Source organism: Paenarthrobacter nitroguajacolicus, from assembly GCF_007786235.1.
Taxonomy (GTDB): domain Bacteria; phylum Actinomycetota; class Actinomycetes; order Actinomycetales; family Micrococcaceae; genus Arthrobacter; species Arthrobacter nitroguajacolicus_A.
In genome coordinates, this window is the sequence record NZ_VNFK01000010.1 from 115,369 (window position 1) to 141,920 (window position 26,552).

Below are 26,552 nucleotides of genomic sequence, written 5' to 3' on the forward strand. Positions count from 1 at the left end.
AGGGGAGAAGATGCTGTTTCAGCAGATCGCCACGTCCATTGCCGCCCAGACTGAAGGGGGCCACGAGGAACTCGCTCCGTTGTGGGCTGAGCCGTGGGTCTTCGGCATTGTGATGTTCGCTTTCCTGCTGGTTCTCATGTTCGTCACCCTCTCCTACACCAACCTGGGCAATCGCCACGAGGCCGTAGAAGAGCACTCCGATCCGCACCGCCAGCACCCGAACAAGCACACCCACGGCCAGGGTCACTAACATTATCGCCGCAACACCGCGTGGGGAGTCGGAGCGCAGGCTTCGGCTGGGCGTGATGGGTGGAACATTCGATCCCATCCATCACGGCCACCTTGTGGCTGCAAGTGAAGTCGCAGCCAAGTTCGACCTTGATGAAGTGGTTTTCGTGCCCACGGGCCAGCCTTGGCAGAAATCGCACAAGCTGGTCAGCCAGCCGGAGCACCGCTACCTCATGACGGTGATCGCCACGGCGTCCAATCCCCGGTTCACGGTGAGTAGGGTGGACGTGGACCGACCAGGTCCGACATTTACCATCGACACCCTGCGCGATCTTCGCGCCCTCCGCCCCGATGCGGATCTGTTCTTTATCACAGGCGCCGACGCCTTGGCGCAGATCCTGTCGTGGAAGGACGTGGACGAACTCTGGTCCTTGGCCCATTTCGTCGGCGTAACCCGTCCGGGGCACGAGCTGCATGACATGGGCAGGGATGACGTCAGCCTGCTGGAGGTACCGGCCATGGCCATCTCCTCCACGGACTGCCGAACCCGCGTAGGAGCAGGAAACCCCGTCTGGTACTTGGTGCCGGACGGTGTGGTGCAGTACATCGCAAAATATGGACTGTATGCCGCGCGCCCCGAGGCGGGGGACTTCGCTCCGGCAGTGTCCGGATCAGACGACCAAGCACGTACTGAATGAGTTTTGAATGAGCAGCCAGGAACAGCGACCCATCCGCAGCAGGCGTGAACTGCGTCGCGCCCGGGAAGAGCACCCGGAGGCGCAGGCGGAGACAACCGCACCCGCAGGAGCCGAGCCCGTGATGGGGGCTGAACGTGCGAACAGCCGCAATCGCCGCGCCGCAGATGCGCCCGTAGATGCGGTGGGGCCCGCAGCCCAGGAGCGGTCTTCCCAGATCCGTGCGCGTGATCGTGCAGCGCTGCGCACCATCAAGGAACTTGCCGACAAGGAGGAGCAACTCTCCGGGGGTGGCCCGCCGACACGACGCCAGCTTCGGCTTCAGCAGCTCCAGGCTGAAGTGGCCACTTCCATGAACCCCATCGTCCCGGCTCCCGGCTCCGCTCCGGACGCTGCGAAGCCGGAGGCTCCACAGGCGCCGTCCAAGGAGAAGGCCCCGGCCCTTTCCTCGCCGCCGTCCGATGGTGGGGAAACCCAGGATCCTTCAGCGGAATCCGAAATGTCCGTGGAGCAGGCACTCGCGGTCCGCGAGCTGATCGCTGCCCAGGTACAGAACCAGACTGCCAAGCTGGAACACATTGCCGAGCAGGATCCGTTGGCCGTTGATCCGGAGGTCCTGGCCCAGCAGATCGCCCTCGCCGAGCGCGCGGCAGTATTGAACAAGCGTGCCGCTGCGAAGCAGAAACTCGCGGAGCAGAATCAGACGGACAAGGGCAAGGCGCCGGAGCCAAAGGTCCCAGCCGAACCCAAGTCCCCTGCCGTCACGGCGGGTCCTTCGACAGCCAACAACCTTGCCATGGTGACTCCCTTGGAGTTCGTCAAGGTTCCCGGCGTCGAACGTCCCGTCATGAAGCGTCCGAGCACCACCTTCGTGCCTCTGATTACCTCTGCGGGACCAAAGCTCGATGCCGTCCCACCGACCGGCAGGGAGCAAGGGTCACGTGGCCGCGCCGGAGTGCTTGCCCGGGCGGAGGCGGTGGCCCGGTCCGTGCGGAAGAAGCCCGTCATGGCGGTGGAGCCCAGCGAAGAAACGCAGCGGCCACCGGTATCGGCCAGCACGGCGTATGGACTTGATCCCCTTGACGTCAACACGGCTGGCTTGGCAAGGGCGCAGCGAAACAGGCTGTTGCAGTACGGCGTCCTGGCGTTGGGCCTTGTCGCGCTCATCGTCGGCATCATCATGATCACGAGCGGCTAGTTCCGCTCAATAACGGCTCACGCCATCCATAGGCCACAGGCCACAACAAGGAGTACCCCGTGTCTGCACATGAACAATCCATCACCCTCGCCCGTCACGCCGCGCGTGCCGCAGCCGACAAGCTTGCCGAGGACATTGTCGCTCTGGATGTCAGCGAGCGTCTGGCGCTCACCGACATCTTCCTGATTGCGTCTGCTCCCACGGAGCGTCAGGTCAACGCCATTGTTGACGGCATCGAGGAGGAACTGCTTAAGCAGGACCTTCGTCCCGTGCGCCGCGAGGGCCGCTCGGAAGGCCGCTGGGTCCTGTTGGATTATGCCGACATCGTTATCCACGTCCAGCACGCTGAGGACCGGGTCTTCTACGCCCTGGAACGGCTCTGGAAGGACTGCCCTGTGGTGGACCTTGAACTGGGAGACGATGCCTCTGCCAAGTCGGTAACAGTGGAGGAGTCAGAGCACTAGCAACTGCGCGGCAGCCGAATATGCCCGATTTGGAATTTTCGGAAATGCTGTTCTAAGATATTTGAGTTGCTTCGGCGCGGACAGCCGAAAAGCTGAACGCGAAGCGGCAAGAATATGGGGCTGTGGCGCAGCTGGTAGCGCACCTGCATGGCATGCAGGGGGTCAGGGGTTCGAGTCCCCTCAGCTCCACTCTAGAGGCTCTGCCTTTCTTCACGAATTTCGTGGAGAACGGCAGGGCCTCTTTCGTGTGCCCGGAATGGTGGCCCCGCGCCGAGCGTTCAGGGGGCCCGCTGCAGTGCCGGCAGCATGAAGTCCCACATCTGTTCGATCCTGAGGAGCACGTCCTCACGTCCCGTCAGAACATCGGAGACCATCTGGACGCCGGTGAAGGAGGCAATCAGGAAGCGGGAGAAGGCCGCAGGATCAAGGTCGGGCCGAACGGCGCCGTCCGATCGGGCTTGCTGGAGAAGTTGCTCCGCGGTGCTGATCCAGTCTTCGTAGGGGCCGGACACGTCCGCTTCAAACGCGGATGCTTCAAAGGTGAGTCGAATGCCACCCTGGACAATTGGCTCGTCCAGCAATTGTTGGCCGAACATCCTGCAGAGGCCGATGATTTTGTCCAGTGCCGGCTTGCTGGAGCCAACAATGTCGGAACCTGCCGCCAAGACCAAGGCATGCTGTTCTTCGATGACTGCCAGAGCAAGTTCCCGCTTCGACGTGAAGTGGAAGTACAGTGCACCCTTGGTCACGCCGGCGCGCTTGGTGATGTCCGTCAGGCTGGCGTTCCCGTAGCCAATCTCTGCGAAGACCCGGGCAGCACCTTCAATGACAGCGAGCCGCGTTTCCTTCGCACGTTGCTGCATCGGTAGTGGCTGACCTCTCGGTGGTGGACGGTGCGGCGGCCGGGAAGCATCCCTTAAGGCCCCCACTACGCTATCACCGGCCGCAATGCCTCAGCATCAAAAACCGACTGGACGGTTTGGTTTATCCAGGGAGAGATTCTAGACTTCAGGAGGGCGCTGCAGGATTATGCGTGCACGCTCGCTGGCAGCCGGTTTGGGGGGAGGTGCGATGGATTCGTCCAGCGCACCTCGGCTGCCGGGGAACAATTGCCGGCAGTGACGTACCTCACGGTTTGTCGATTTCGCTTATCGGTTGAATGTGGTTAGTATTGACGAGTTGCTTCGACGGGAAGAGAAATACTTCCCCACGAAACCAGCAAATCCGGGGCTGTGGCGCAGCTGGTAGCGCACCTGCATGGCATGCAGGGGGTCAGGGGTTCGAGTCCCCTCAGCTCCACTTCGGAAAAAGACCCCGCTCATTCGAGCGGGGTCTTTTGCTTTCTCTCGACTGCGAATTTACTCGGGAGGTCGTGCGAATTCCGCGCCGCTGACGAACTCGACGCCTTGGAAGGGCTCACTGCCCACCACCTTGGCGTTGTGGCCCGGAGGGATGCTGTAGGAATCTCCCGCGGAAATGCTGATCTTCCCGCCGTCGTTGGTTTCCACTTCCAAATTGCCTGAGACGCAGAAACCTACGTGGCTCAGCTGGCAGGAGTCGGTACCGACGACTGGTTTGATGCAGTCGGCCCAGGTCCAGCCCGGTTCAAACGTCATGCGGCCGATTGTGTAGTCTCCTACGGTGACAAGGTCCAACACGGTCTTGTCCGGTCGCCGTGTCTCGTCGGGGGAGTTGTGGGACTTTACTTCAAGGTTCGTGACAACATTGACACTCATGGCTTCTCGTTGGGGAGGGGGAGCCGAATGATTGGTGGTCCCGGTGCCTGGCTCCTTGGGTTCGCCGGTTCCTATGCCTGCCGGCGTCCGAGGGTTGTGACATCAACCGGAGCGACGAGCAGGTGTTTGCCTGATGCTCTCCAGATTCCTCCCTGGCACCTCTTAAGTCGAGACACCGCAGCTAAGTCAAAAAAGCTGCCGCAAGGAAAGCGAGAACCGCATCGTGACGTCATGGGAACTTGAGGCGCTGTTCGGAAGCCTAAGCAGGCTCCCCGACGTCGAAGCGGACAACCTCCAGGCTCACGACGCCACTGACAGGCTGTTGCTGGAGACGGCTGGGGGCTTGGTCGGCCCGGAAACCGAGATCGTTGTCATTGGCGACCGTTACGGCGCCTTGACGTTGGGCGCTTTGGTTGGGCTCGGCGTCGAACATGTGCGGGTGAACCAGGACCTGTCCACCGGCAGGCGCGCGCTTCAGCGCAATGCGGCCACGGCCGGGTTGGAGGGGCGCTACATTGAGCATGAACTCGGCCGGGAATTGCTGGAGGGGGCGAGCCTGATCCTTCTGCAGTTGCCTAAGTCGCTTGCTGAGTTGGAGGAAATCGCCGACGCCGTTGCCCGGTTTGCACCGCCGCATGCGGTCTTGCTTGGCGGAGGCCGCGTCAAGCACATGTCCGTTGGAATGAACGCTGTGTTGGAAAAGTACTTCTCCACGCTCCAACCCCAGCTGGCCCGGCAGAAGTCCCGTGTGCTGGTGGCGAAGAACCCTCAACCCGTTGCCGGCCCGGCGCCCTTCCCCATGGTGCAGTCACTTCCGGAGCTGGGGCTCACGGTACAGGCCCACGGCGCTGTATTCTCCGGTGCCCGCCTTGATATCGGAACGCGCTACTTGCTCACGTTCCTTGATCGCATGCCACCATCGCAGAAAACAGTCGACCTCGGTTGCGGAACGGGCATTCTGGCCGCCATGTATGCGCGCCGTAACCCCATGGCCCGTGTCATCGCTACTGACCAGTCCGCGGCCGCCGTCGCCTCGGCCAGGGGGACTGCGGCGGCCAACGGCCTGGGGGAGCAGATCACGGTGCTGCACGATGACGCCATGTCCACCCTTGATGCGGGCAGTGCCGACCTCATCCTGCTGAACCCGCCGTTCCATGTGGGTACAAGCGTCCACGCTGGCGCTGCGCTGAAGATGTTTGAGGCCGCCGCCCGGGTCCTGGCGCCCGGAGGGGAACTATGGACGGTCTACAACAGCCACTTGCAGTACCGGGCTGCCCTTGAACGCCTCATCGGGCCGACAGTTGAGGAAGGCAGGAATCCCAAGTTCACGGTGACGCGGAGCCGGAAGGGCTGGGCGTCATCAAAAACCACGGTCTGAACGCCTGTCGCATACAATGCAGTGTCATCGTTACCAAGCCCTGACTCCGTGGCCAGCGTGTGCTCGTATCCGTGGCGGCGGGGGTATCGTACGATGCAGACACAGACTAATTCGACGACGTTTTCCGAATAACGAGGGGCATCAGTGACTGAGATCCGGCAGCCGACACCTAGGCGCGGAACGAACCTACCCCGCATGGGGGACTTCAACCTGACCGTCATTCTGGAGGCGATCCGGCGGTCATCGGGCGGACTCAGCCGCGTCGAACTGGCACAGATCGTGGGGCTCTCCCCGCAGACGATTTCCAACATTTCGCGGCGCCTCCTGGATCAGCAACTCATTGTGGAGGCCGGCAAGGAGGGTTCCGGCCCCGGAAAGCCGCGCACCATCCTGCGCCTGAACCCCGCAGGGATGTATGCGGTGGGCGTGCACCTGGACCCGGCCGTCATTACTTTTGTTGTCTTGAACTTGCTCGGTGACGTCGTGAGGCATTCCCGCATGGCGACGCCGGGCGGTGACCCGGCGGGCGTGATCACCAGTATTGCCGAGCAGATCCAAGTGCTCATCGAAGAATCAGGTGTGGACGCAACCAAGATCGCGGGACTGGGTGTTGCGGTTCCCGGTCCGATCGACCTTGACGAAGGTTCCGTAGTGGAGCCGCCTCTATTGACACGCTGGAACAGAGTGCGCATCCGGGAGGCATTGACCGAGGCCACAGGCCTGGAGACGCTGGTGGACAAGGACGTCACCAGCGCCGCGGTTGCCGAGACGTGGGCAGGCGGGGCCAGTGGTGCCGGAAGCTTTGTCTTCATGTACATGGGTACAGGCATCGGCTGCGGCATCGTGCTCAATGATGAAGTGGTGCGGGGGACATCGGGTAACGCCGGTGAAATTGGTCATATTGTGGTGGACCCTGATGGTCCGCTGTGTGATTGTGGTCAGCGCGGTTGCGTCAAATCTTCGGCCATCCCGCAGGTGGTTGTTGCTGAAGCCCAGGAAGCCGGCGTCCTCGACGGACGTCATGAGGGTTCCGACGGCCCTGAGGTCCAAGAGCGCTTCGCCGAATTGTGCGATAAAGCTGATGCCGGCGACGAAAAGGCCATTGCCATCCTGGCCAAATCGGCTACGCTCGTCGCGCGTGCCGTGTCCGTCGTGACCAATACTTTGGACGTCGAGCGCGTAGTTTTCGGCGGCCCTTTCTGGGGTCGGGTGTCGCCGTACTTCCTGGAACGTGTTCCTGCGCTCCTGGATACGAACAACGCGGCCCGTATGATCCACGGCCTCGAAGTGGTGGGAACAGGTGTGGGTGAGGATGTCGGCGCCATCGGCGCAGCGTGCCTCGTGCTGGAACACACGCTGGCCCCCCGCGCACAAAGGCTCCTGCTGGAGGGCTAGGCCCTGGGCAGGGACAACCGAATATCCGCAAGGCTCGGCCACGTCGCGGGAGTGTCACGGTGAAGTGAGGGGCTGCAGCCGCGTTTGATTGAATGGAGCACCATGCGCCGCCCAGTGAAGAATGTCGCAGTACGTTTCTCCGCCATCGTGTCCGTCGTTGCCCTGCTGGTGGCCGTGACGTCCTGCTCACCTACGCCTGAGGCAACTCAAAGCAAGACCTTGAAGATCGTCTACCAGAAAACCGACTCGTTTACGGCCCTTGACGCGGTCATGCAGGATGCCAAGAAAGAATTCGAAGCCGCCAATTCCGGGGTGACGGTAGACCTCCAGCCCATCCAAGCCAATGACGACGACTACGGAACCAAGCTGTCGCTGGCGCAGCGTTCCGCGGACACCGCCCCGGACGTCTTCTATGAGGACACCTTTAAGGTGCGTTCCGACGTCGACGCCGGGTACCTCCTCAAGCTGGACAGTTACCTCGAGAAGTGGGACGACTGGTCCGCGTTCAACGAAGCAGCCAAGGCAGCTGGCCGTGCCGACGACGGCGGCATCTATGCTGTCCCGCTGGGCACCGATACCCGTGCCATTTGGTACAACAAAGCCGTGCTCCAGAAAGCGGGGGTCTCCCTGCCTTGGCAGCCGAAGACTTGGGACGATATTCTCACCACGGCACGCGCCATCAAGGCCTCCGACCCCAACGTGATCCCCTTCAACATGTACGCAGGCAAGGGGACCGGCGAGGGCACAGTGATGCAGAGTTTCTACGAGCTGCTCTATGGCACAGACAGCACGCTGTATGACGAGAAGGAGAAGAAGTGGGTAGTCGGCTCACTGGGCTTCACCGACTCGCTGGCGTTCCTGAAGACCCTCTATGACGAAAAGCTCGCGGTCAGTCCAGCCGAAGCACTGGATGCGAACGTCTGGAAGAAGGTCTTTGGCGAATGGTTCCCCCAAGGAAAACTGGCCGCCACCGTGGAAGGTTCCTACACGCCGTCGTTCTGGCAAAAAGGCGGCGCGTATGAGTGGCCAGGCTATGAGCAGGACATGGCCGTAGCCATGTTCCCCACGCAGAAGGGGCAGGAACCCGGCGGCGTCAGCATGTCCGGCGGCTGGACGCTGGCGGTGGGTGCCAAAAGCAAGAACCCTGAGCTGGCCTTCCAGTTCCTCACCACTGCGCTGAACAAGAAGAACGCGCTGGCCTACGACATCAACAATTCGCAGATCGCCGTCCGCACGGATGTTGCCTCGGAGCCGCAGTATCTGGCGGCGAATCCCTTCGTTAAGGATGTTTCGGACCTGGTGAAGGTGACCCACTACCGCCCAGCCACCGCGGACTACCCCAGGATCTCCTCCGCCGTCCAAGTTGCCACGGAAGCGGTGATCACGGGCAAGCAGAGCCCCGAGGATGCCGCTGCCGAATACGACGCAACGGTCCGTAAGCTCGTCGGTGAGGACAAGGTCCTGGAGAAATGACGATCCGCCGCTCGCTGCGGCTCCTTCCAGTAGTCCCATCCATTCTTCTGCTGCTTTTATTCCTGCTTGCCCCGGTGGTGTGGTCCTTTTACGCATCGTTTACCGATGCCTCGTTGTCCGGCAAAGCTGCCAGGGACCCGCAATGGGTTGGCGCGGACAACTACGTGCGGATGTTCAGTGACGACTCGTTCCCGTTGGCCGCCTGGCTGACGGTGGTCTTTGTCGCAGCTTCGGCTGTGCTTGGCCAGAACGTCCTCGGCCTGTTGATCGCACTGCTGATGACACGGTCGCGAAGGGCGGTGTCGTCGTTGGTGGGCACGGCAGTGGTGGCGGCTTGGGTCCTGCCTGAAATCGTGGCCGCCTTCGCCGCCTACGCCTACTTCAACCGGGATGGGACGCTGAACCAGCTGTTGGGGGTGGTGGGTGGTCAGGGCCCGGACTGGCTGTATTCCTTCCCGATGGTTGCTATTGTCCTGGCGAATACGTGGCGCGGAACTGCCTTCTCCATGCTGGTGTACCGGGCGGCGCTGGCGGATGTTCCCCGGGACATCTCAGAGGCGGCACTGGTGGATGGTGCCAAGGGATGGCAGCGCCTTACCTACATCACGCTGCCGCTGATCCGGAGCAGCATCGCCACCAACCTGATGCTGATCACGCTCCAAACGCTGGCTGTGTTCACCCTCATTTGGGTGATGACTGCGGGTGGACCCGCCAACGCCAGCACCACTTTGCCGGTGCTGGCCTACCAGGAGGCCTTCAAGTTTGGTGACATCGGCTACGGGACGGCTGTGGCGTCCGTGCTGATTCTGTTGGGGATGGTCTTCGGCGCGGTGTACGTCCGGCTCCTGCGGGAGCAGCGCCCATGACCGGCAGCCGACTGCGAGCGCCGGCGGGTGCGGATAGCACGACGACGACCCGCAGCGCCCGCTCCAGGGCCAGGGTTGGTGCGGACATCGCCTTGGTAGTGATTGGCTTGTGCTTTATGGCGCCTTTGCTGTGGTTGCTGCTGGCCGCCGTCGACCCCCAAGCCGGCTACCAGACCACGGTGCCGTCAACGCCGTCGACGGATAATTTCCGGGCTGTCCTGACTCCTGAACTGTTGTTTCGGCCGCTGGCCAACAGCTTCCTGCTGTCTGCCGGAACTGCGGTAGTCAACGTGTTGGTCGCGGTCCTTGCTGCCTATCCTTTGTCCAGATACCAATCCCGGTTCAACAAGCCCTTCATGTACACGGTGCTGTTCGGTACGTCGTTGCCCGTGACGGCCATCATGGTGCCGGTCTATGGCTTGTTCGTCCAGTTGCAGCTGCTGGATTCCATGGCAGCAACGATCTTCTTCATGGCCACCACTACTCTGCCCATGGCGATCTGGATGACCAAGAACTTCATGGATTCAGTTCCGTTGGAGTTGGAGGAGGCGGCGTGGATGGATGGCGCCTCGAACATGGCGGCGCTGCGGACCGTCGTGCTGCCCCTGATGAGGCAGGGGCTTGGCGTGGTGTTTATCTTTGTGTTCATCCAGGCATGGGGGAATTTCTTCGTGCCCTTCATCCTGTTGCTCTCCCCAAGCAAGCAACCGGCGGCAGTGTCCATCTTCAGCTTTTTCGGCCAGCACGGCGCCATTGCCTACGGACAGTTGGCCGCGTTCTCCATCCTGTATTCCGTGCCCGTGCTGGTGCTCTATGCGGTGGTCTCCCGGGGCATGGGAAATTCCTTTGCCCTGTCCGGTGCCATGAAAGGTTAGCCGGATGCCATGAAAAGCCAGTGCCCGGTCAGTCGATGTCCTCGACGATTTCACCGTAGGGGATGGAATCGTCAAGGTGGGCCTGGTGTCCGGTTGGGCCCCTGTTGAACGTGATGCGTACACCGTGCCGTTGGTCCGCTGCCGACTGGAGGAGAACGGGGCGAACGGCGTCGATGACGTGCTGATCCTGGGATGCCAGGTAGTTCTGGTAGGCGGCTGGTAGCTGATGCATGGCAAAAGGATAGACCTCCGGCGCGCCCATGGGGAGGGGTACCCATTGCGGCTCCGAACGGGGAGGACTTGGATAGAGTGGCCGATGCAGGCGGAGCACAGGAGTGCCCGGCACCCAGTGCCAGCCGCTTGCCGGGAGACACCAACGCCAGCGAGGGGACCACGAGTGCAACAGATCACTGCCACGGCCGGAATCGACGCACCGGAGATGGCCCGGGCCCAGCAGCTGGTGGGCAGCATCGTCCGCAGCTTCGAGAACAAAGTGGTGGGACAAACCCGGCTTCGCGAGACCTTGGTCATTGGTCTTCTGACGGGCGGCCACGTGCTGCTGGAAAGCGTTCCGGGGCTGGCCAAGACCACGGCGGCCCAGGCCCTCGCGGAGTCAGTGAGTGCCGAGTTCCGCCGTATCCAGTGCACACCGGACCTGTTGCCCAGCGACATCGCGGGTACCCAGATCTTTGACGCAGCCAAGGGTACCTTTGTCACACAGTTGGGCCCCGTCCATGCCAACATCGTCCTGCTGGATGAGATCAACCGCTCCAGCGCCAAGACGCAAAGCGCCATGCTGGAAGCGATGCAGGAACGGCAGACCTCCATCGGCGGCGAGTCATACCCCTTGCCGCAGCCTTTCCTGGTGCTCGCCACACAAAACCCGATCGAGCAGGAGGGAACGTACCGTCTCCCCGAAGCGCAGATGGACCGGTTCATGCTGAAGGACGTCCTGGATTATCCCAGCCCCGCGGAGGAAGCGGAGGTCATACGTCGCATTGATGCTGGAGTGTTCAGCGCAGATCAGAAGCCGCCGGCCGCTGCATCCCTTGACGCAGTGGTCCAGGTCCAGGAACTCGTACGTCGCGTGTACATCGACCCGGCAATTGTGAGGTACATCGTTGGCCTTGCGTACGTCACCCGCAACGCCACCCAGTACCTGGAACCCCAGCTGGCCAATCTGGTCGAATTCGGTGCGAGCCCACGGGCCAGCATCGCCTTCAGCCAGGCCGCCCGGGCGCTCGCACTGCTGAACGGGAGGGACCACGTCATTCCCGAGGACGTGAAAAACCTCGCACACCGTATCCTGCGCCACCGCATCATTCTTGGCTTCGATGCCGTGGTTGAAGGCATCCCCGTGGAGACCATCATCGATGCCGTCCTGGCGTCAGTCCAGACGCCGTAGGGGACGAGTAGGTGCCTGGCCTCCTCCGACGCGTCAAGTCGAAGATGTTCATCTTCGCCCACCGCAGGACCCTCACTTTGCTCGACGGCGAATACGGTTCTGTGTTCAAAGGCCGCAGCCTGGACTTCGACGAGTTGCGCGCCTACGTCCCGGGCGACGAAGTCAGGGATATCGACTGGAAAGCAACAGCCAGGCATGGCTCGCCCCTGGTGAAGCGCTATGTCGCGGTGAGACGCCACTCAGTCCTGCTCCTGGTCGATGCAGGGCGCACCATGGCCGCACAGGCCCTGTCCGGGGAACCCAAGAAGGACATCGCCGTTCACGCTGCCGGAGTCTTGGGGTACCTCGCGTCTCGGCACGGAGACAATGTGGGCCTTTTGCAGGGGGATACGGTCGCGTCCACCTACATTCCACCCCGTCAGGGCGAAGAGCATCTGGAACGGCTGCTCCAGGAAATCGACGCCATCGCCGTAGACAGCCCGGCCAGTGCCATCGCCGAACAGCTGGATTACGCCCTGAAGTACCTGAAGGGGAGGCTGCTCATCGTCGTTATCGCGGACGAGTTCATGCCCGACCCTCGAGCGGAAGCGCTGATGCGTCGGCTGCGTGCACGCCATGAGGTGTTGTGGTTGACCATCCGCGATGCGGACCTCGCCCTGGAAACAGGAGGCCGCTCGCAGGACAGCACGGATGTGGGGACCGGATGGGGGATCCCCGCAGCACTGGCCGCTGACGCCACGGTGCGTGCAGCCTATGCCACGGCGATGCTCCACCGTGGGCAACAACGCGACGCCATTTTCCGGCGCCTCGGAATCGCCGAGGAACAAACCACCGGCAGCGAAGACGTCCTGCCGGCAGTCTTCGCCCTCCTCGAAAAGCACCGTTCAGGCATCCGCGCAGCGCGGAGCGCCGGCAAAGGTGGGCGCAGTGCAGGATGACGCTGGCTTCTACGCACCACTGCAGTACCAATCCCACTGGTTGTGGCTGGGGCTGTTTCTCATGCTCCTCGTTGCCGGCTGGTATGTCTGGGTCCTCCGGCCCGCCCGTACGGAAACTCCCACGCGGTCAGCCACATCCGTGCCCGGGCTGGACGCACTGAGAGCCGCCTGCCTGGCGGCCATCGACGCAACAGCAAGCGACACCGACGCCGGACGCATACCGGAACGCGACGCCCACCAAAGACTCAGCTACCTCGTGCGCGAATTCGCGCAGGCGGCCTCCGGCCTCCCGGCGACCTCCATGACACTCGAGGAACTGCGCCACCAAGGACTGGACGAGCTTGCTGCGGGGATCGCCGGCATCTACCCCAACGAATTCGCACCCGTCCAGGTCCAATCAATGCACCACTCGGCAGAGGCCGCACGTCGGGTGGTGCGGGCATGGAACTGAGCTACTGGTGGATCCTTCCCCTCGCCGCAGCAGCCGTGGGCTGCGCCGCCTGGCTCTCCATCCGCCGTCGTCCGCAAAAGGTGCGGCACATCGCGCACGGTGAACGGCTCACTGCGCTCCCGGCATACCAGCACGCCCTGCGCCAGTACCGGACCAGGCTGGTGCTGGCCGCCGTCCTGGGGGCCGTGTTCCTGGCCGCCACCGCCACAGCCGCAGCCAGGCCCACCCACCGCAGCACCGTGCAACCGGAAATTCGGAACAGGGACATAGTGCTCTGCCTGGACGTCTCCGGCTCCATGACCAGCACGGACGCGGCTATCGCAGCCGTCTTCCAAAAGCTCGCCGGGGAATTCGACGGCGAACGCATCGGCATGGTCATCTTCGACAGCAGCAGCGTTCAACTATTCCCCCTCACTGACGACTACCACTACGCCACCGAACAGCTCACCCAAGCCAAGGATGCCCTGGACAGTGGAGCCGGTTCATTCTTCGACGGCACCTGGAACGGGGAAGGCTCCTCGCTCATTGGAGACGGCCTGGCCTCGTGCGTCCAGAGCTTCCCGGACACCGCCGATGGTTCACCTGACCCGCGGCGCTCGCGGTCGGTGGTGCTGGCCACGGACAACTTCCTCTCTGGTGAACCGGTCTTCACGCTCGAGGAGGCCGGCGCACTGGCCATCAGCAAGAACGTGAAGGTCCATGCCCTCAACCCCGGAGATCTGGACTACGGGGACCAACCCGACCAACCCGGAGTGCAGCTCAGAGCAACAGCTGAGCGGACCGGAGGCACCTACTTCACCCTGGACAGCCCCGAAGCCGTGCCCGGGATCGTGCAGAAGGTGCAGGAAACAGAAGCCACCAGCTACCGTGCGGCTCCGCAGGCTGTAGTAGCGGACACCCCGGCCTGGCCACTGGGGATCGCGTTGCTGGCCGGTACGGGAATGCTGGTGCTGGGATGGCGGCTGGACCCATGAACACCAGCGCCCTGACCTTCGCCCCGATCCTGCCCTGGCCTGTCCTGGTTGTTGCGTGCCTGGCTGTGGTGGCCTTCACCGGCTGGGAGATCGCGCGCCGCGACCGCACCGGACGGACCGCCCCCCGGCGGCCGGTGCGGCCCGCAGCTCTCAGGGGTGCCGCCGTCGTGCTTCTCCTCCTTGCCGCGCTGCGTCCCGGCTGGACCGGCGGAGAAGCCCAAACAGCAACCGCGGACGTTGACGTTTACTTCGTGGTGGACACCAGCACCAGCATGGCCGCCGAGGACTACAACGGCACGGATACCCGGTTGACCGGCGTCAAACAGGACGTCATGGCCATTGCCAAAGAACTGGCAGGAGCCAAGTTCTCCCTTATCACCTTTGACAGCAAAGCCACCGTTCGGATGCCGTTGTCGCAAGACGCTACTGCCCTGCAAACCGCCATGACCACCCTGCAACCCCAGAATGCCAGGTACGCCAGGGGCAGTACTGTGACTGGCGCAGCGCAGCTGCTGAAGGAAAGGCTGGCAAGCGCGAAGGAGCAGCATCCCGGGCGGCCGGCGCTTGTCTTCTACGCCGGTGACGGCGAGAACACGAGCACCGAACGGCCAGCACCTTTGGACGCTGCCAACGTGGCCGGGGGAGCGGTGCTCGGCTACGGCACCCCTCAGGGCGGGCGAATGAAGGACTCCTCGGATGCTGATGCCCGCTATCTGAGGGACAAGGCTTCCGGCAACCCCCAGGACGCGATGTCAAGAATCGACGAAGGGCAACTCCGCGGCATCGCAGACCAACTCCACATCCCCTACGCGCATCGGACTGGAAACGAGCCAATCTCCGACACACTCGGCAAGGCCCAACCAGGCGCATTCGCCCCAACCAACGGAGTCGGACCAGGCCGGACGGAACTCTACTGGCTGCTGGCGCTGGCAGCATTCCTCCTTGCACTGCCTGAGCCCCTGCGGCACCTTACCGCGCTTCAGGACGTGCGTGGCCCACGTCGAAAGGAGCCCAGGCCGTGAAAGAGGAAAAGGCACGACGGCGGCCACTCCGGCGTGCGCTGTGGTCGGCTGCACCGGCCCTCGCGGCGCTCGCAGTCGCTGTGAAACTGGTGAGTGTGGGTTTGCTGGGCAGTTCTGCGCAGGAGGCCTTCACCTCCGGCCAGCAGGACGCCGTGGACCGTGCGGCGTCATGGTTGTCGGTGGCGAACGTCGTAGAGCCATACAAGGCGCAATTCGCCGCGGGAGATGCCCACGTGCTGGCCGGTGACTTCGGCGCTGCCCGTACCGATTTTGAGGCAGCACTGCGGGCGGGGTCCGGCACGGAGGAGTGCAAGGTCCGCGTCAACCTGGTACTGACCATCGAGAAGCTGGGGGACGCGGCAGCCGGGAACCTATCCGAAGCCGCACGGTTGTACCAGGAAGCCCTCGACACTGCCAAGGCTTCGCCGCCGCAATGCCACGAGGCAGGGTCGTCGAACGCGGCAGGGGAAGGCGCCAGCTTGGACTCGGCAGCGGATCGACTCGCTGGCAAGATTTCCGCAGGCGAAACGCCAAGCATGGATGCGCAACAGGGTTCGGGGGACACTCCGGCCGCCCCTGAGCCGGAGCAACTCAAGCAGCTGGAGGAGAACGCGCAGCGAGCCCAGCGGGAGCGGGCGGAGGGCATGGAACGTGGAGAGTACCTGCGTAGCCCGGACAGCGGACCGAGTGTGGACAGGCCGTGGTGAACACCACCAAGGGCGTTTAACGGGGCTGCTATTCCCAGAGAATCTCGTCATCCACCACGCCGTCTTCATCCGCTGCGACCACCAGTAGTTCGTCTGTGAAGTGCGAGCCGAGCGTGAAATCCAGAACGAAGTAGCGCTCCGGCTGGCCGGGGTAGATGGCAACGTGGCCGAGCTTGAGGGCCTTCAGGAAGACGTCGTTGGTGAGCTGGCCCTTGTCGCGGACGCCGAACACGGATTCGAGCTGCTCTTCCTTGAGCTGCGAGCTGTGGAAGTGCAGGAACTGTTGGGGGTTGGTGCCGTCCTGGTCGAGCTCGTCGGCGATCATTTCCCTGACCTGGTCCACCAGTTCGGGGAGGAATCGCAACCGGTAGTCCACCTTGCGCATAGCGGCTTCATCGAAGTGGTCGTGCGCGGCGACATTGAGGTCCAGTTCCAGCTGGTTGCCGGCGAGTTCATGTCTTGCGACGAAGCAATGTTCACGCCCGTGGTTGAGCTCGATCTCCCCAAAATGTTTGCTCGCTACCTTGCCCATGTGATCAATCTAACCCCATCAACCGGCGGGTTCCAGCACTTGGGACTATTTCATCGGCGCCGCTGCGGACCCTTGACAGGAGCGGGTTTCAGGGGGTTAAGGCCGCTCTTGCCGGAGGTGTCACGGAGCGTGTCGGCGAGCAGTTGGGTGAACAGCTGGACTTGCGCCGTGCGCTTTTCATTAATGAGCAAGGCGAACACATTGCGGGCCAGCCGAATGTCCGGGACATCAAGAACCACGACGCCGGGCGGTCGGTTGCGCAGTGCCAGTTCCGGTACCAGCGAGGCGCCAAGCCCTGCCGCGGTCATCTCGAGGCTCGCGTGGAAATCGTCGCTGTAGGCGACGACGCGGGGATGCAGGTTGCAGCTGGCGAACAGGCGCTCAATGACCAGGGCATCGCTGGTGCCGGGGTGGTGGACGATCCACGGCATGTCCGAAAGGTGAGCCGCTTCGATCTCGGCGTCCTCGCGGATCTTCCACGATGCCGGCAGGACCACACGGAAGTCGTCGTCGCCGATCCATTGACGTTCCAGTGAATGCGGCCATGCCAGGCCGGACTGCCCCACTTGGTAGACGAGCGCCACGTCCAGTTCGCCGCCGCTGCGCAGCCCCTGGATGGTTTGTGCAGGCTCGGCCACTGACACTTTCAGCTCAATGCCCAACCCGTTCCATCGTTCATTCCGAAGGATGTCGGGCAGTACATACGTGGCGAGGCTGGGGAAGATGCCCAGCCTGAGCTCCTGGGCGGGGGAGTCGTTCGTTCTTGAAGCGGCCGCCATAAGGGCTTCGACATCGGTCAGCACCTTGGATGCGTGACGTGTCATGGTCACGGCAGCCTCCGTGGGAACCACGCTGCGGGCGGAGCGTTGGAAGAGCTCGACGCCGGTGTCGCGTTCCAGTGCGGCCATCTGCTGGGAGACTGCCGAGGCTGTATAGCCCAGTTGGGTGGCGGCTGCCGCGAAGGAACCCAGCCGGGTGACCTCCAATAGTGTCCGGAGGTGGAGGAGGTTGACCATCAGCCGATTTTAGCTGTTCGCCACGCCACATTTTCAAAGTGTCACGACACGCCGTATCCCGGCGACACGCAGGAGATTAAATGTGGCTAAGTAGTCCACAGGGTGTGGATTTCATCTCTCACTTCGGCGGAATCACGGACATTTTGAGGTACCTGCCCTGTGGACGAGCGGTGGATTGAATGACATACTTGTAATACATCATCTTGGGGTTCCAGCGAGGCGCTTGCACTACATGTAGTATCGATTTACGGATTGAGCGGGAAACCAGCGCAAGACTAAATAAGAGCGTGTTGGCTGCCACAGCAGCCCGCGGGCCGGTATCGGATTCAGTAATAAGTTCCGGTTGAGCCCGCCAGATACGAAGAGCGACAGACTTCAACTAAGGGGACAGGGATCATGACCGTTACGGTTTACACGAAGCCGGCCTGTGTTCAGTGCAACGCAACCTACCGGGCACTCGACAAGAAGGGCATTGCCTACCAGAGTGTCGACATCTCCCAGGATGCCGAGGCCCTTGAGCGCCTCAAGGCGCTGGGTTACATGCAGGCTCCGGTTGTCGTGACCGAGCAGGACCACTGGTCTGGATTCCGCCCGGACAAGATCGAGGAACTGGCCCAGGCCGTTTCCTCCGTGGCCTAAGTTTCATTCAAACTTCGCCACCACAGCACACCAAGAATTCCTATGTAGTTGAGGTGACTCCCATGGCACCGTTGGCAGCGGCAACCGTACGCGAAGCTGCGGAGGCTGTCACCACCAGGAGTCACCTCATCTACTTTTCCTCGGCATCCGAGAACACCAAACGATTCGTCCAGAAATTGGGCAGGGACGCAGCTCGCATCCCGCTCTATGCCCAGGATGCACCGCTTCAGGCCCTTGAACCATTTGTCCTTGTACTGCCTACGTATGGCGGAACGAATGGCGAAGGTTCTGTACCGAAGCAAGTCATCAGGTTTCTGAACAACCCCGGGAACAGGGAGTTGATCCGGGGTGTTATCGGAGCAGGGAACACTAATTTCGCGGACAACTACTGCGCGGCGGGAGACATCATCGCCGTCAAGTGCAGGGTCCCGCATCTTTATAAATTTGAGCTCATGGGGACGCCTGAAGACGTCCAACGAGTCAACGAAGGGCTGGAAGAATTTTGGACACGACTGTCGCAGAAACAGAAGTAACCGGGGGCGCTGTGGACACGGCCAAGAAGCCATTGCCTGAGGCCTATAAGGGCCTGGGCTATCACGAACTCAACGCCATGCTGAACCTGTATGGCCCCAACGGTGAGATCCAGTTCGAAGCCGACCGCGAGGCTGCGCACCAGTACTTCCTGCAGCACGTGAACAACAACACCGTGTTCTTCCACGACTTGGAAGAGAAGCTCGACTACCTGGTAAAGAACCAGTACTACGAGCGCGAAACGCTTGACCAGTACACGATGAACTTCATCCGCGACCTCTTCAACCGCGCGTACAAGAAGAAGTTCCGTTTCGAGACCTTCCTCGGTGCGTTCAAGTTCTACACGTCCTACACGCTGAAGACGTTCGATGGCAAGCGCTTCCTGGAGCGCTACGAGGACCGCGTGTGCATGGTTGCCCTGCACCTCGCCCGCGGCAACGAAGACTTGGCCAACCGCCTCGTCGATGAAATCATCGACGGCCGTTTCCAGCCGGCTACTCCCACGTTCCTGAACGCCGGCAAGGCCCAGCGTGGCGAGCTCGTCTCCTGCTTCCTGCTCCGCATCGAAGACAACATGGAGTCGATAGCCCGCGCCATCAACTCCGCCCTTCAGCTCTCCAAGCGTGGCGGCGGCGTAGCGCTTTCGCTCACCAACATCCGCGAGCACGGCGCTCCGATCAAGCAGATCGAAAACCAGTCATCCGGTGTTATCCCCGTGATGAAGCTCCTCGAAGACAGCTTCTCCTACGCCAACCAGCTCGGTGCCCGCCAGGGCGCAGGTGCCGTGTACCTGCACGCCCACCACCCGGACATCCACCGCTTCCTCGACACCAAGCGCGAGAACGCTGACGAGAAGATCCGCATCAAGACGCTCTCCTTGGGCGTCGTCGTTCCGGACATCACGTTCGAACTCGCCAAGAAGAACGAGGACATGTACCTCTTCTCGCCGTACGATGTCGAGAAGGTCTACGGTGTTCCGTTCTCCGACATCTCGGTGACCGAGAAGTACTACGAGATGGTCGACGATTCCCGGATCAAGAAGACCAAGATCAGCGCCCGTGAGTTCTTCCAGACCCTCGCGGAGATCCAGTTCGAGTCCGGCTACCCGTACATCATGTTCGAGGACACGGTGAACCGGGCCAACCCGATCGACGGCAAGATCACCATGAGCAACCTGTGCTCGGAGATCCTGCAGGTTTCCTCGCCGTCCATCTATGCCGAGGACCTGAGCTACGAAACCGTGGGCAAGGACATCTCCTGCAACCTCGGTTCGATGAACATCGCCAAGACCATGGATTCCCCGGACTTCGGTCTCTCCATCGAGACTTCCATCCGTGCCCTCAGCGCTGTGTCCGATATGTCCTACATCAACTCGGTGCCGTCCATTGCCCAGGGCAACGCCCAGAGCCACGCGATCGGCCTTGGCCAGATGAACCTCCACGGCTACCTTGCCCGCGAGCACGTCCACTACGGTTCCGAAGAAGGCTTGGACTTCACCAACATCTACTTCTACACGGTGCTGTTCCACGCTCTCCGCGCTTCCAACCGTCTTGCCATCGAGACCGGCCAGAAGTTCGGCGGCTTCGAGAAGTCCACCTACGCAAGCGGCGAGTTCTTCGACAAGTACACCGAGCAGGAATGGGTTCCGGCAACGGAGCGCGTACAGGAACTCTTCGCTGGCCACCACATCCCCACCCAGGATGACTGGCGCGAGCTGAAGGCTTCCGTCATGGAGCACGGCATTTACAACCAGAACCTCCAAGCCGTGCCGCCTACCGGTTCCATCAGCTACATCAACAACTCCACGTCGTCGATCCACCCGGTGGCCGCCAAGATCGAAATCCGCAAGGAAGGCAAGATCGGCCGCGTCTACTACCCGGCTCCGTACCTGACCAACGACAACCTGGAGTACTACCAGGATGCCTACGAAATCGGCTACGAAAAGATCATCGACACCTACGCCGCTGCCACGCAGCACGTGGACCAGGGCTTGTCCCTGACGCTGTTCTTCAAGGACACCGCCACCACGCGTGACATCAACAAGGCGCAGATCTACGCATGGCGCAAGGGCATCAAGACCCTCTACTACATCCGTCTCCGCCAGCTCGCGCTGGAAGGGACCGAGGTGGAAAACTGCGTCAGCTGCATGCTCTAAGGAGATAGATCCAGTTGGAAGATTCGACGGTGGAGATTGGCTCCGTTTATGGCGTCCGCCTCAGGCGCGAACGTGAGTACCGCTATGTCGGTATCACGACGAAGCCAATCTCCCGTCGATTCTCCCAGCACCTGAAGGTCGCCCGAAGTGGCCGCAAGACACCCTTCTACGATTGGCTGCGAAAGCAAACCCCGGATTCACTGCTGGTTGAGCAACTGGATGTGTCATGGGATCTGGAGGAACTTGGCCAAGCCGAGAGGGACTGGATCAGACACTTGAGGCTTGGCGGCGACCGGCTACTGAACCTCTCCGAAGGTGGCCTTGGGCCTACGGGCGTTCAATGGACCGAAGAGCAGCGGGAGGCAGCGCGCTTGCGTTCCACGGGTAGACGAGGCCTAGTCCGGCCAGGTGAAGAAAACCCGTTCTACGGCGGCAGGCATACGTTGGAGCAACGGACCAAATGGTCACAGGAGCGTAAGGGTTCAATGCTCGCTGAGGCTAACCCCAACTTCGGGAAATTCGGTCCGAACCATCCGAGCTTCGGCCGCTCGATGACCGAGGAAGCACGCAAAGCGCTCTCTGAGGCCAGAACAGGAATCGGCAATCCCAACTTCGGCAAGAAGGCCAGTGCCGAAACTCGTGCGAAGATGTCTGCTGTCAGGAAGGGCAAGCCAATGCCATCCAGCCGACGTAACGCGCACACCAGACATCACACGAACAAGGGCGTTGTGAACCCAACATGCCAGCATTGCATCGACGATGCAGCCCAAGTGAAGCTCATGCGAGAAAGTGAAACGACAAATGACTGAGAAAGTGAAGCTCCTGACGCACGTCGAGGCCATCAACTGGAACAAGATCCAGGACGACAAGGACGTGGAAGTCTGGAACCGTCTGGTCAACAACTTCTGGCTTCCGGAGAAGGTGCCGCTGTCCAACGACGTCCAGTCGTGGCACACGCTCACGCCGGATGAGCAGCAGCTCACCATGCGTGTTTTCACCGGCCTCACCCTGCTGGACACCATCCAGGGCACGGTGGGCGCTGTCTCACTGATCCCGGATGCGATCACTCCTCATGAAGAAGCCGTGTACACCAACATCGCTTTCATGGAATCCGTGCACGCGAAGTCCTACTCGTCCATCTTCTCCACCCTGTGCTCCACCAAGGAGATTGACGACGCTTTCCGCTGGTCGCTCGAAAACGAGAACCTGCAGAAGAAGGCGCAGATCGTCATGGATTACTACCAGGGCGACGATCCCCTGAAGCGCAAGGTGGCCTCCACCCTGCTGGAAAGCTTCCTGTTCTACTCGGGCTTCTACCTGCCCATGTACTGGTCCTCACGCGCCAAGCTCACGAACACGGCTGACCTCATACGCCTCATCATCCGTGACGAGGCCGTGCACGGCTACTACATCGGCTACAAGTTCCAGAAGGGCTTGGAGAAGGTTTCCGAGGCCCGCAAGCAGGAAATCAAGGACTACACCTTCGAACTGCTCTTTGAGCTGTACGAAAACGAAGTCCAGTACACCCACGACCTCTACGACGGCGTCGGCCTGGCCGAGGACGTCAAGAAGTTCCTGCACTACAACGCCAACAAGGCCCTCATGAACCTTGGCTACGAGGCCATGTTCCCGGCTTCCGTCACCGACGTGAACCCGGCCATTCTGTCGGCCCTGTCCCCGAACGCTGACGAGAACCACGACTTCTTCTCCGGCTCGGGCTCGTCCTACGTGATTGGCAAGGCTGTCAATACGGAAGATGAGGACTGGGAGTTCTAGTACGTCCGAGTGATCGGAAACCTGCTCGGGATCAGCTGCGGAAGCGGCTGGTCCCGAGTTTTTTTGTGCTCCGAGCGGCCCGGTGACCGCCAAGCATCCGACATATTAGGTCAAGTAAGACTTGCGTAATTATGGTGATGCTGATCACTTTTGACCCATCCTGCTTTGCAGGTAGGCAAGGCATACCTACTCTTACAGAAGCACGCCTTCCCAACACTCAGGCCTGCACGGACGAAGGTCCCCCCAAGAGTTTTTGTTCGCAGAAAGAAGCCCCCCATGAACATCCCCAAGAAAGCGCTGGCCGGAATCGCCCTTGCGGCAACCGCAGTACTTGGCCTCAGCGCCTGCGGCTCCAATGCCGGCAGTGCCCCCGTGGCGTCAGGTTCCGCCTCCGGAGGCGCAGTCTCCGGTGAAATCACGGTGTACAACGCCCAGCACGACACCCTGACCAAGGAATGGGTGGATGCCTTCACCAAGGAGACCGGCGTTAAGGTCACCATCCGACAGGGCTCGGACACGGAATTGTCCAATCAGATCGTCCAGGAAGGCCAGGCTTCCCCGGCTGACGTCTTCCTGACTGAGAACTCTCCAGCAATGGCGCAGGTAGAGAACGCAGGGCTTTTCGCCGACGTGGACAAGGCAACCCTTGACCAGGTTCCCGCTGAATTCCGTCCGTCCACCGGCAAGTGGACCGGCATCGCTGCCCGCTCGACCGTCCTGGTGTATGACAAGAACAAGATCAGTGACGACCAGCTGCCCAAGTCGATGCTGGACCTGGCCAAGCCGGAGTGGAATGGCAAGTGGGCAGCTTCGCCTTCCGGTGCCGACTTCCAGGCAATTGTTGCCGCTCTGCTTGAACTCAAGGGCGAAGCGGCAACCGAAGAATGGCTCAAGGGCATGAAGGAAAACTTCAAGGCCTACAAAGGCAACAGCACCGCCATGAAGGCAGTCAATGCCGGTGAAGTCGACGCCGCGTTGATCTACCACTATTACTACTACGGCGACCAAGCCAAGACCGGCGAAAACTCAAAGAACGTCACCCCGTACTTCTTCAAGAACCAGGACCCGGGAGCTTTCCTCTCCGTCTCCGGCGGCGGCGTCCTCAAGTCCGCCAAGAACGCGGCCGCTGCCCAGGCATTCCTGAAGTTCATCACCGGCAAGCAAGGCCAGGAAGTCCTGAAGAACGGTACGTCCTTCGAGTACGCCATCGCCTCTCAGGTGGATGCCAACGCCAAGCTCGTCCCGATCAAGGACCTGCAGGCTCCCACCGTGGACCCGGCCAAGCTGAACTCCGCCAAGGTCACCGAGCTGATGACCAAGGCAGGGCTCCTCTAGTTCTGTGATCACCGACCTCCCGGCTTCCCGACCACAAGGAACGGAAAGCACGACGGCGGGCAAGGGCAAACGCCCTCGCCCGCCTTTCGGCGTTTCCACCGTGTCTCTGCTGGCGGTGTTGATAGCCCTGTTTTCGCTTCTTCCGCTGGGCTACGTCGTCTACATGACCGTCGCGACCGGCTGGGACACCGCCGTCGAGCTCATCGTCCGCCCGCGCGTGGGTGAGCTGCTGCTCAACACGATCCTGCTGACCGTCATCACCATCCCGCTGTGCTTGCTGCTGGGGGTCGGTGGTGCGTGGCTGGTGGAGCGGACAACGCTCCGGGGGCGCCGCTGGTGGGCCGTTGCATTGGCTGCGCCGTTGGCTATCCCTGCATTCGTCAACAGCTACGCCTGGGTTTCGGCCGTACCGTCGCTTGAAGGACTCTGGTCCGGGGTTCTGATAGCCACGCTTTCCTACTTCCCGCTGGTTTACATACCCGCCGCTGCCACGCTTGGCCGCCTGGACCCGGCCATCGAGCAATCCGCCGCCTCCCTTGGGCTGGGTCCGTGGGCAGTGTTCTTCCGGGTGGTCGTGCCCCAGCTCCGCATTGCCATGACGGGCGGGGCCCTGCTCGTTGGACTGCACCTCCTGGCCGAGTACGGCGCCTTCGCCATGATCCGCTTCGACACTTTCACGACGGCGATCATGGTCCAGTTCCAGTCGACGTTCAACGGTGCCGCCGGCAACATGCTGGCCAGCGTTCTCGTAGTCCTCTGCCTTTTCCTGCTCCTCGCTGAAGTGAAGAGCCGAGGAACGGCGCGCTATGCACGCATCGGATCGGGTGCCCAAGGCAAGACCACGCAGCTGCCGCTGGGTGGTTACCAGCTGCCGGCCCAACTGAGCCTCTTGGCGCTCACTGCGCTGGCATTCGGTTTGCCGCTCTGGTTTGTCCTGAAGTGGGTGATGGCAGGAGGCGCCGAGGTCTGGGAGGCGGAGGAATTCCTTCCGGCACTTCTTCAGACCCTCCTGTACGGGGCTGTTGGAGCGGCTGTGACCACTGTGGTTGCCTTCCCCATGGCTTATCTGGCTGTCCGGCACCCCAGCTGGTTCAGCAAGCTGCTCGAACTCTCCAACTACGTCACCAGTTCCCTTCCGGGAATCGTCGTTGGCCTGGCCTTTGTGACCGTCAGCATCCGGGTGGTGCCAGGTGTCTACCAGACGGCAGGAGTCCTCGTTGCGGCCTACGTGTTGTTGTTCCTTCCCCGGGCGTTGGTCAACCTGCGCTCCGGCCTCGCCCAGGCTCCCCAGGAACTCGACGAAGCTGCGCAATCCCTGGGCAAGGCCCCCTTGGTGTCGTTCTTCAAGGTGACGCTGCGGCTCACGGCCCCGGCCGCTGCCGGGGGAGCGGCCCTGGTATTCCTGGCCATTGTCAATGAACTGACGGCCACGCTGCTCCTGGCGCCCAACGGTACACGGACCCTGGCCACGGAATTCTGGAGCAAAAGCAGCGAGATCGACTACACCGGGGCAGCTCCCTATGCCTTGCTGATGATCCTGCTCTCGGCTCCCATGACGTACCTGCTTTTCCAACAGTCCAAGAAAGTAGCCGGACAGTGACAGAACAAGCCCCTTCCCGACTTCCGTCGCCCCGGGTGGCACCCTCCGTGGCCCCGACCACGAACTCACACCTGGACATTTCCGAGGTCACCAAGAATTTCGGTTCCCAGGCTGTCCTTAAAGGAGTGAACCTCTCGGTCGCCCGCGGCGGGACCACCGCCATCGTTGGCCCGTCCGGCTCCGGTAAAACCACGTTGCTTCGGCTCATCGCGGGCTTCGAACATCCGAACACCGGTTCCATCAGCTTGAACGGCCTTCCCGTGGCGGGAGAAGGAGTCAAGGTCCCGGCGCATAAACGCCACGTCGGGTACGTTGCCCAGGACGGTGCACTGTTCCCGCACTTGACCGTTGGACAGAACGTCGCCTTCGGTTTGGATGCCGGCAAGCTCGACGGCGGCCGCCGGGCTGTGCGGGCCCGTGTGGAAGAACTGTTGGACATGGTCTCCTTGGACCCCGCCATGGCAAAGCGACGTCCGCATCAGCTCTCCGGCGGTCAGCAGCAACGCGTCGCCTTGGCCCGTGCGTTGGCCCGCGAACCTGAACTGATGCTCCTGGATGAGCCCTTCTCGGCACTCGACGCTGGCCTGCGGGTAGCCACTCGCCGTGCCGTGGCGAAAGTTCTCAACGCCGCAGGGGTGACCACCATCCTGGTCACCCACGATCAGGCCGAGGCCTTGTCCTTCGCCGACCAAGTGGCCATCATGCGTGGCGGGCGTCTGGCGCAGATCGGCAACCCCTTCGTGGTGTACACCCGTCCGGCAGACCGGGCCACGGCAGAGTTCCTCGGCGAAGCAGTCATTCTCGATGCCTGGATGGAGGGCTCCCTCGCGACGTGTTCCCTTGGCGGCATCGCCGTCCGGCGACCACCGGCCCAGGGGAAGGTTCAGCTCATGCTGCGCCCGGAACAAATCCGGATTGCCCCGGACGGACCGATCCGTGGCGTGGTGGTCGATACCGACTACTTCGGCCCCGAAACGACCGTGCGTATCAAGCTGGGCGCGTACACCGCAGAAGACGGGGCGGGGCAGGGCCAAAGCCATCGCTACCCGGGCGGTGGCGAGATCATCACCATCCGGCACTGGAACGCGTCGATCACCAGGCCGGGCACGGAACTTTGCCTCCGTGTGGTGGGTGAAGGAGTGGCTTTCCCTGTAGGGGAGTAG

At 61.9% G+C, this 26,552-nt stretch carries 28 protein-coding genes and 2 tRNA genes; 25 read left to right on the plus strand and 5 right to left on the minus strand.

What is annotated here, in order from left to right; translation table 11 throughout:
- Nucleotides 1-10: 10 nt before the first annotated feature.
- The 5 genes from FQP90_RS14080 (at nt 11) to FQP90_RS14100 (ending at nt 2,774) form a co-directional block, all read left to right on the plus strand.
- A complete protein-coding gene (locus tag FQP90_RS14080) occupies nt 11-250 on the plus strand; it encodes a hypothetical protein (RefSeq protein WP_144651516.1) in 240 nt (79 codons plus the stop codon).
- A gap of 4 nt (nt 251-254) precedes the next feature.
- Entirely contained in the window at nt 255-926 is a 672-nt protein-coding gene (gene nadD, locus FQP90_RS14085; RefSeq protein ID WP_280115983.1) for a nicotinate-nucleotide adenylyltransferase, read from the plus strand.
- A 7-nt stretch (nt 927-933) separates the two neighbouring features.
- Nucleotides 934-2,121 (plus strand): hypothetical protein, encoded by a 1,188-nt coding sequence (locus FQP90_RS14090; RefSeq protein WP_144651520.1) that lies wholly within the window; start codon nt 934-936, stop codon nt 2,119-2,121.
- A gap of 59 nt (nt 2,122-2,180) precedes the next feature.
- Nucleotides 2,181-2,585 (plus strand): ribosome silencing factor, encoded by a 405-nt coding sequence (gene rsfS / locus FQP90_RS14095; protein WP_144651521.1) that lies wholly within the window; start codon nt 2,181-2,183, stop codon nt 2,583-2,585.
- A gap of 116 nt (nt 2,586-2,701) precedes the next feature.
- Nucleotides 2,702-2,774, plus strand: a tRNA-Ala gene (locus FQP90_RS14100).
- A gap of 89 nt (nt 2,775-2,863) precedes the next feature.
- Here FQP90_RS14100 and FQP90_RS14105 read toward each other — a convergent pair.
- Complete coding sequence (locus FQP90_RS14105; protein WP_144651523.1) at nt 2,864-3,448, minus strand: ScbR family autoregulator-binding transcription factor; 585 nt, start codon at nt 3,446-3,448, stop codon at nt 2,864-2,866.
- Between the two features lie 363 nt (nt 3,449-3,811).
- On the opposite strand from FQP90_RS14105, the gene FQP90_RS14110 reads away from it, so the two are divergent.
- A tRNA-Ala gene (locus tag FQP90_RS14110) sits at nt 3,812-3,884 on the plus strand.
- 59 nt (nt 3,885-3,943) lie between these two features.
- On the opposite strand, the gene FQP90_RS14115 is transcribed toward FQP90_RS14110, so the two are convergent.
- Nucleotides 3,944-4,321, minus strand: coding sequence for a cupin domain-containing protein (locus FQP90_RS14115; RefSeq protein ID WP_144651525.1), 378 nt, complete (start codon nt 4,319-4,321; stop codon nt 3,944-3,946).
- Between the two features lie 223 nt (nt 4,322-4,544).
- Between FQP90_RS14115 and FQP90_RS14120 the strand changes: the two genes are divergently transcribed.
- The 5 genes from FQP90_RS14120 (at nt 4,545) to FQP90_RS14140 (ending at nt 10,308) form a co-directional block, all read left to right on the plus strand.
- Complete coding sequence (locus tag FQP90_RS14120; RefSeq protein ID WP_144651527.1) at nt 4,545-5,699, plus strand: class I SAM-dependent methyltransferase; 1,155 nt, start codon at nt 4,545-4,547, stop codon at nt 5,697-5,699.
- A 195-nt stretch (nt 5,700-5,894) separates the two neighbouring features.
- On the plus strand, nt 5,895-7,094 hold the full coding sequence (locus tag FQP90_RS14125) for an ROK family transcriptional regulator (RefSeq protein WP_167510496.1): 1,200 nt from the start codon (nt 5,895-5,897) through the stop codon (nt 7,092-7,094).
- A gap of 102 nt (nt 7,095-7,196) precedes the next feature.
- Nucleotides 7,197-8,567 carry an extracellular solute-binding protein gene (locus tag FQP90_RS14130; protein WP_144651531.1) on the plus strand — a complete coding sequence of 457 codons (1,371 nt, stop codon included), beginning with the start codon at nt 7,197-7,199 and terminating at the stop codon, nt 8,565-8,567.
- The gene (locus FQP90_RS14135; RefSeq protein WP_144651533.1) at nt 8,564-9,433 is read left to right on the plus strand and encodes a carbohydrate ABC transporter permease; all 870 of its coding nucleotides are present in this window, start codon (nt 8,564-8,566) and stop codon (nt 9,431-9,433) included. Before FQP90_RS14130 ends, FQP90_RS14135 begins: the two co-directional genes overlap by 4 nt.
- Entirely contained in the window at nt 9,430-10,308 is an 879-nt protein-coding gene (locus FQP90_RS14140) for a carbohydrate ABC transporter permease (RefSeq protein ID WP_144651535.1), read from the plus strand. The genes FQP90_RS14135 and FQP90_RS14140 overlap by 4 nt, the downstream gene beginning before the upstream one ends.
- A gap of 28 nt (nt 10,309-10,336) precedes the next feature.
- On the opposite strand, the gene FQP90_RS14145 is transcribed toward FQP90_RS14140, so the two are convergent.
- Nucleotides 10,337-10,540: a hypothetical protein gene (locus tag FQP90_RS14145; protein ID WP_434373131.1), complete on the minus strand. Its 204-nt coding sequence runs from the start codon at nt 10,538-10,540 to the stop codon at nt 10,337-10,339.
- Between the two features lie 165 nt (nt 10,541-10,705).
- Here FQP90_RS14145 and FQP90_RS14150 point away from each other — a divergent pair, with 165 nt between their 5' ends.
- From FQP90_RS14150 to FQP90_RS14175, 6 genes are read left to right on the plus strand one after another with little or no spacing between them, the layout of a single operon-like run.
- On the plus strand, nt 10,706-11,713 hold the full coding sequence (locus FQP90_RS14150) for an AAA family ATPase (RefSeq protein ID WP_144651538.1): 1,008 nt from the start codon (nt 10,706-10,708) through the stop codon (nt 11,711-11,713).
- Nucleotides 11,714-11,724: 11 nt separating this feature from the next.
- Nucleotides 11,725-12,651, plus strand: a complete 927-nt coding sequence (locus FQP90_RS14155) for a DUF58 domain-containing protein (protein WP_144651540.1) — start codon at nt 11,725-11,727, stop codon at nt 12,649-12,651.
- Nucleotides 12,641-13,102 (plus strand): hypothetical protein, encoded by a 462-nt coding sequence (locus tag FQP90_RS14160; RefSeq protein ID WP_144651542.1) that lies wholly within the window; start codon nt 12,641-12,643, stop codon nt 13,100-13,102. Before FQP90_RS14155 ends, FQP90_RS14160 begins: the two co-directional genes overlap by 11 nt.
- Nucleotides 13,093-14,076: a vWA domain-containing protein gene (locus tag FQP90_RS14165; RefSeq protein ID WP_144651544.1), complete on the plus strand. Its 984-nt coding sequence runs from the start codon at nt 13,093-13,095 to the stop codon at nt 14,074-14,076. The genes FQP90_RS14160 and FQP90_RS14165 overlap by 10 nt, the downstream gene beginning before the upstream one ends.
- Entirely contained in the window at nt 14,073-15,098 is a 1,026-nt protein-coding gene (locus FQP90_RS14170; RefSeq protein WP_244296778.1) for a vWA domain-containing protein, read from the plus strand. Before FQP90_RS14165 ends, FQP90_RS14170 begins: the two co-directional genes overlap by 4 nt.
- Nucleotides 15,095-15,805 carry a hypothetical protein gene (locus FQP90_RS14175; RefSeq protein WP_144651548.1) on the plus strand — a complete coding sequence of 237 codons (711 nt, stop codon included), beginning with the start codon at nt 15,095-15,097 and terminating at the stop codon, nt 15,803-15,805. Before FQP90_RS14170 ends, FQP90_RS14175 begins: the two co-directional genes overlap by 4 nt.
- Before the next feature lie 28 nt (nt 15,806-15,833).
- Here FQP90_RS14175 and FQP90_RS14180 read toward each other — a convergent pair whose 3' ends face one another.
- Both FQP90_RS14180 and FQP90_RS14185 read right to left on the minus strand, forming a co-directional pair.
- Nucleotides 15,834-16,337: a DUF2004 domain-containing protein gene (locus tag FQP90_RS14180; RefSeq protein ID WP_144651550.1), complete on the minus strand. Its 504-nt coding sequence runs from the start codon at nt 16,335-16,337 to the stop codon at nt 15,834-15,836.
- A 50-nt stretch (nt 16,338-16,387) separates the two neighbouring features.
- Nucleotides 16,388-17,353 (minus strand): LysR family transcriptional regulator, encoded by a 966-nt coding sequence (locus tag FQP90_RS14185; RefSeq protein ID WP_144651552.1) that lies wholly within the window; start codon nt 17,351-17,353, stop codon nt 16,388-16,390.
- A gap of 396 nt (nt 17,354-17,749) precedes the next feature.
- On the opposite strand from FQP90_RS14185, the gene nrdH reads away from it, so the two are divergent.
- From nrdH to FQP90_RS14225, 8 genes are all read left to right on the plus strand, one after another.
- Nucleotides 17,750-17,992 (plus strand): glutaredoxin-like protein NrdH, encoded by a 243-nt coding sequence (gene nrdH / locus FQP90_RS14190; protein ID WP_011775022.1) that lies wholly within the window; start codon nt 17,750-17,752, stop codon nt 17,990-17,992.
- 62 nt (nt 17,993-18,054) lie between these two features.
- The gene (nrdI, locus tag FQP90_RS14195; RefSeq protein WP_144651554.1) at nt 18,055-18,525 is read left to right on the plus strand and encodes a class Ib ribonucleoside-diphosphate reductase assembly flavoprotein NrdI; all 471 of its coding nucleotides are present in this window, start codon (nt 18,055-18,057) and stop codon (nt 18,523-18,525) included.
- An 11-nt stretch (nt 18,526-18,536) separates the two neighbouring features.
- Complete coding sequence (nrdE, locus tag FQP90_RS14200; RefSeq protein ID WP_280115984.1) at nt 18,537-20,678, plus strand: class 1b ribonucleoside-diphosphate reductase subunit alpha; 2,142 nt, start codon at nt 18,537-18,539, stop codon at nt 20,676-20,678.
- A gap of 14 nt (nt 20,679-20,692) precedes the next feature.
- Complete coding sequence (locus FQP90_RS14205) at nt 20,693-21,487, plus strand: NUMOD3 domain-containing DNA-binding protein (RefSeq protein WP_144651556.1); 795 nt, start codon at nt 20,693-20,695, stop codon at nt 21,485-21,487.
- Nucleotides 21,480-22,454, plus strand: a complete 975-nt coding sequence (nrdF, locus tag FQP90_RS14210) for a class 1b ribonucleoside-diphosphate reductase subunit beta (RefSeq protein WP_011775019.1) — start codon at nt 21,480-21,482, stop codon at nt 22,452-22,454. Before FQP90_RS14205 ends, nrdF begins: the two co-directional genes overlap by 8 nt.
- 276 nt (nt 22,455-22,730) lie before the next feature.
- Nucleotides 22,731-23,789 carry an iron ABC transporter substrate-binding protein gene (locus tag FQP90_RS14215; RefSeq protein WP_144651558.1) on the plus strand — a complete coding sequence of 353 codons (1,059 nt, stop codon included), beginning with the start codon at nt 22,731-22,733 and terminating at the stop codon, nt 23,787-23,789.
- 4 nt (nt 23,790-23,793) lie between these two features.
- Nucleotides 23,794-25,389, plus strand: coding sequence for an ABC transporter permease (locus tag FQP90_RS14220; RefSeq protein ID WP_208760010.1), 1,596 nt, complete (start codon nt 23,794-23,796; stop codon nt 25,387-25,389).
- On the plus strand, nt 25,386-26,552 hold the full coding sequence (locus FQP90_RS14225) for an ABC transporter ATP-binding protein (RefSeq protein WP_208760011.1): 1,167 nt from the start codon (nt 25,386-25,388) through the stop codon (nt 26,550-26,552). Before FQP90_RS14220 ends, FQP90_RS14225 begins: the two co-directional genes overlap by 4 nt.

What these genes read in the sequence shown, in the direction of transcription:
- FQP90_RS14130 (WP_144651531.1), top strand. Translation starts at nt 7,197, where the DNA reads ATGCGCCGCCCAGTGAAGAATGTCGCAGTACGTTTCTCCGCCATCGTG.
- FQP90_RS14135 (WP_144651533.1), top strand. Translation starts at nt 8,564, where the DNA reads ATGACGATCCGCCGCTCGCTGCGGCTCCTTCCAGTAGTCCCATCCATT.
- FQP90_RS14170 (WP_244296778.1), top strand. Translation starts at nt 14,073, where the DNA reads ATGAACACCAGCGCCCTGACCTTCGCCCCGATCCTGCCCTGGCCTGTC.
- FQP90_RS14125 (WP_167510496.1), top strand. Translation starts at nt 5,895, where the DNA reads ATGGGGGACTTCAACCTGACCGTCATTCTGGAGGCGATCCGGCGGTCA.
- FQP90_RS14215 (WP_144651558.1), top strand. Translation starts at nt 22,731, where the DNA reads ATGAACATCCCCAAGAAAGCGCTGGCCGGAATCGCCCTTGCGGCAACC.
- FQP90_RS14080 (WP_144651516.1), top strand. Translation starts at nt 11, where the DNA reads ATGCTGTTTCAGCAGATCGCCACGTCCATTGCCGCCCAGACTGAAGGG.
- FQP90_RS14165 (WP_144651544.1), top strand. Translation starts at nt 13,093, where the DNA reads ATGGAACTGAGCTACTGGTGGATCCTTCCCCTCGCCGCAGCAGCCGTG.
- nrdF (WP_011775019.1), top strand. Translation starts at nt 21,480, where the DNA reads ATGACTGAGAAAGTGAAGCTCCTGACGCACGTCGAGGCCATCAACTGG.
- nrdI (WP_144651554.1), top strand. Translation starts at nt 18,055, where the DNA reads ATGGCACCGTTGGCAGCGGCAACCGTACGCGAAGCTGCGGAGGCTGTC.
- FQP90_RS14115 (WP_144651525.1), bottom strand. Translation starts at nt 4,321, where the DNA reads ATGAGTGTCAATGTTGTCACGAACCTTGAAGTAAAGTCCCACAACTCC.
- FQP90_RS14185 (WP_144651552.1), bottom strand. Translation starts at nt 17,353, where the DNA reads ATGGTCAACCTCCTCCACCTCCGGACACTATTGGAGGTCACCCGGCTG.
- FQP90_RS14145 (WP_434373131.1), bottom strand. Translation starts at nt 10,540, where the DNA reads ATGCATCAGCTACCAGCCGCCTACCAGAACTACCTGGCATCCCAGGAT.
- FQP90_RS14090 (WP_144651520.1), top strand. Translation starts at nt 934, where the DNA reads ATGAGCAGCCAGGAACAGCGACCCATCCGCAGCAGGCGTGAACTGCGT.
- FQP90_RS14180 (WP_144651550.1), bottom strand. Translation starts at nt 16,337, where the DNA reads ATGGGCAAGGTAGCGAGCAAACATTTTGGGGAGATCGAGCTCAACCAC.
- nrdH (WP_011775022.1), top strand. Translation starts at nt 17,750, where the DNA reads ATGACCGTTACGGTTTACACGAAGCCGGCCTGTGTTCAGTGCAACGCA.
- FQP90_RS14140 (WP_144651535.1), top strand. Translation starts at nt 9,430, where the DNA reads ATGACCGGCAGCCGACTGCGAGCGCCGGCGGGTGCGGATAGCACGACG.
- FQP90_RS14105 (WP_144651523.1), bottom strand. Translation starts at nt 3,448, where the DNA reads ATGCAGCAACGTGCGAAGGAAACGCGGCTCGCTGTCATTGAAGGTGCT.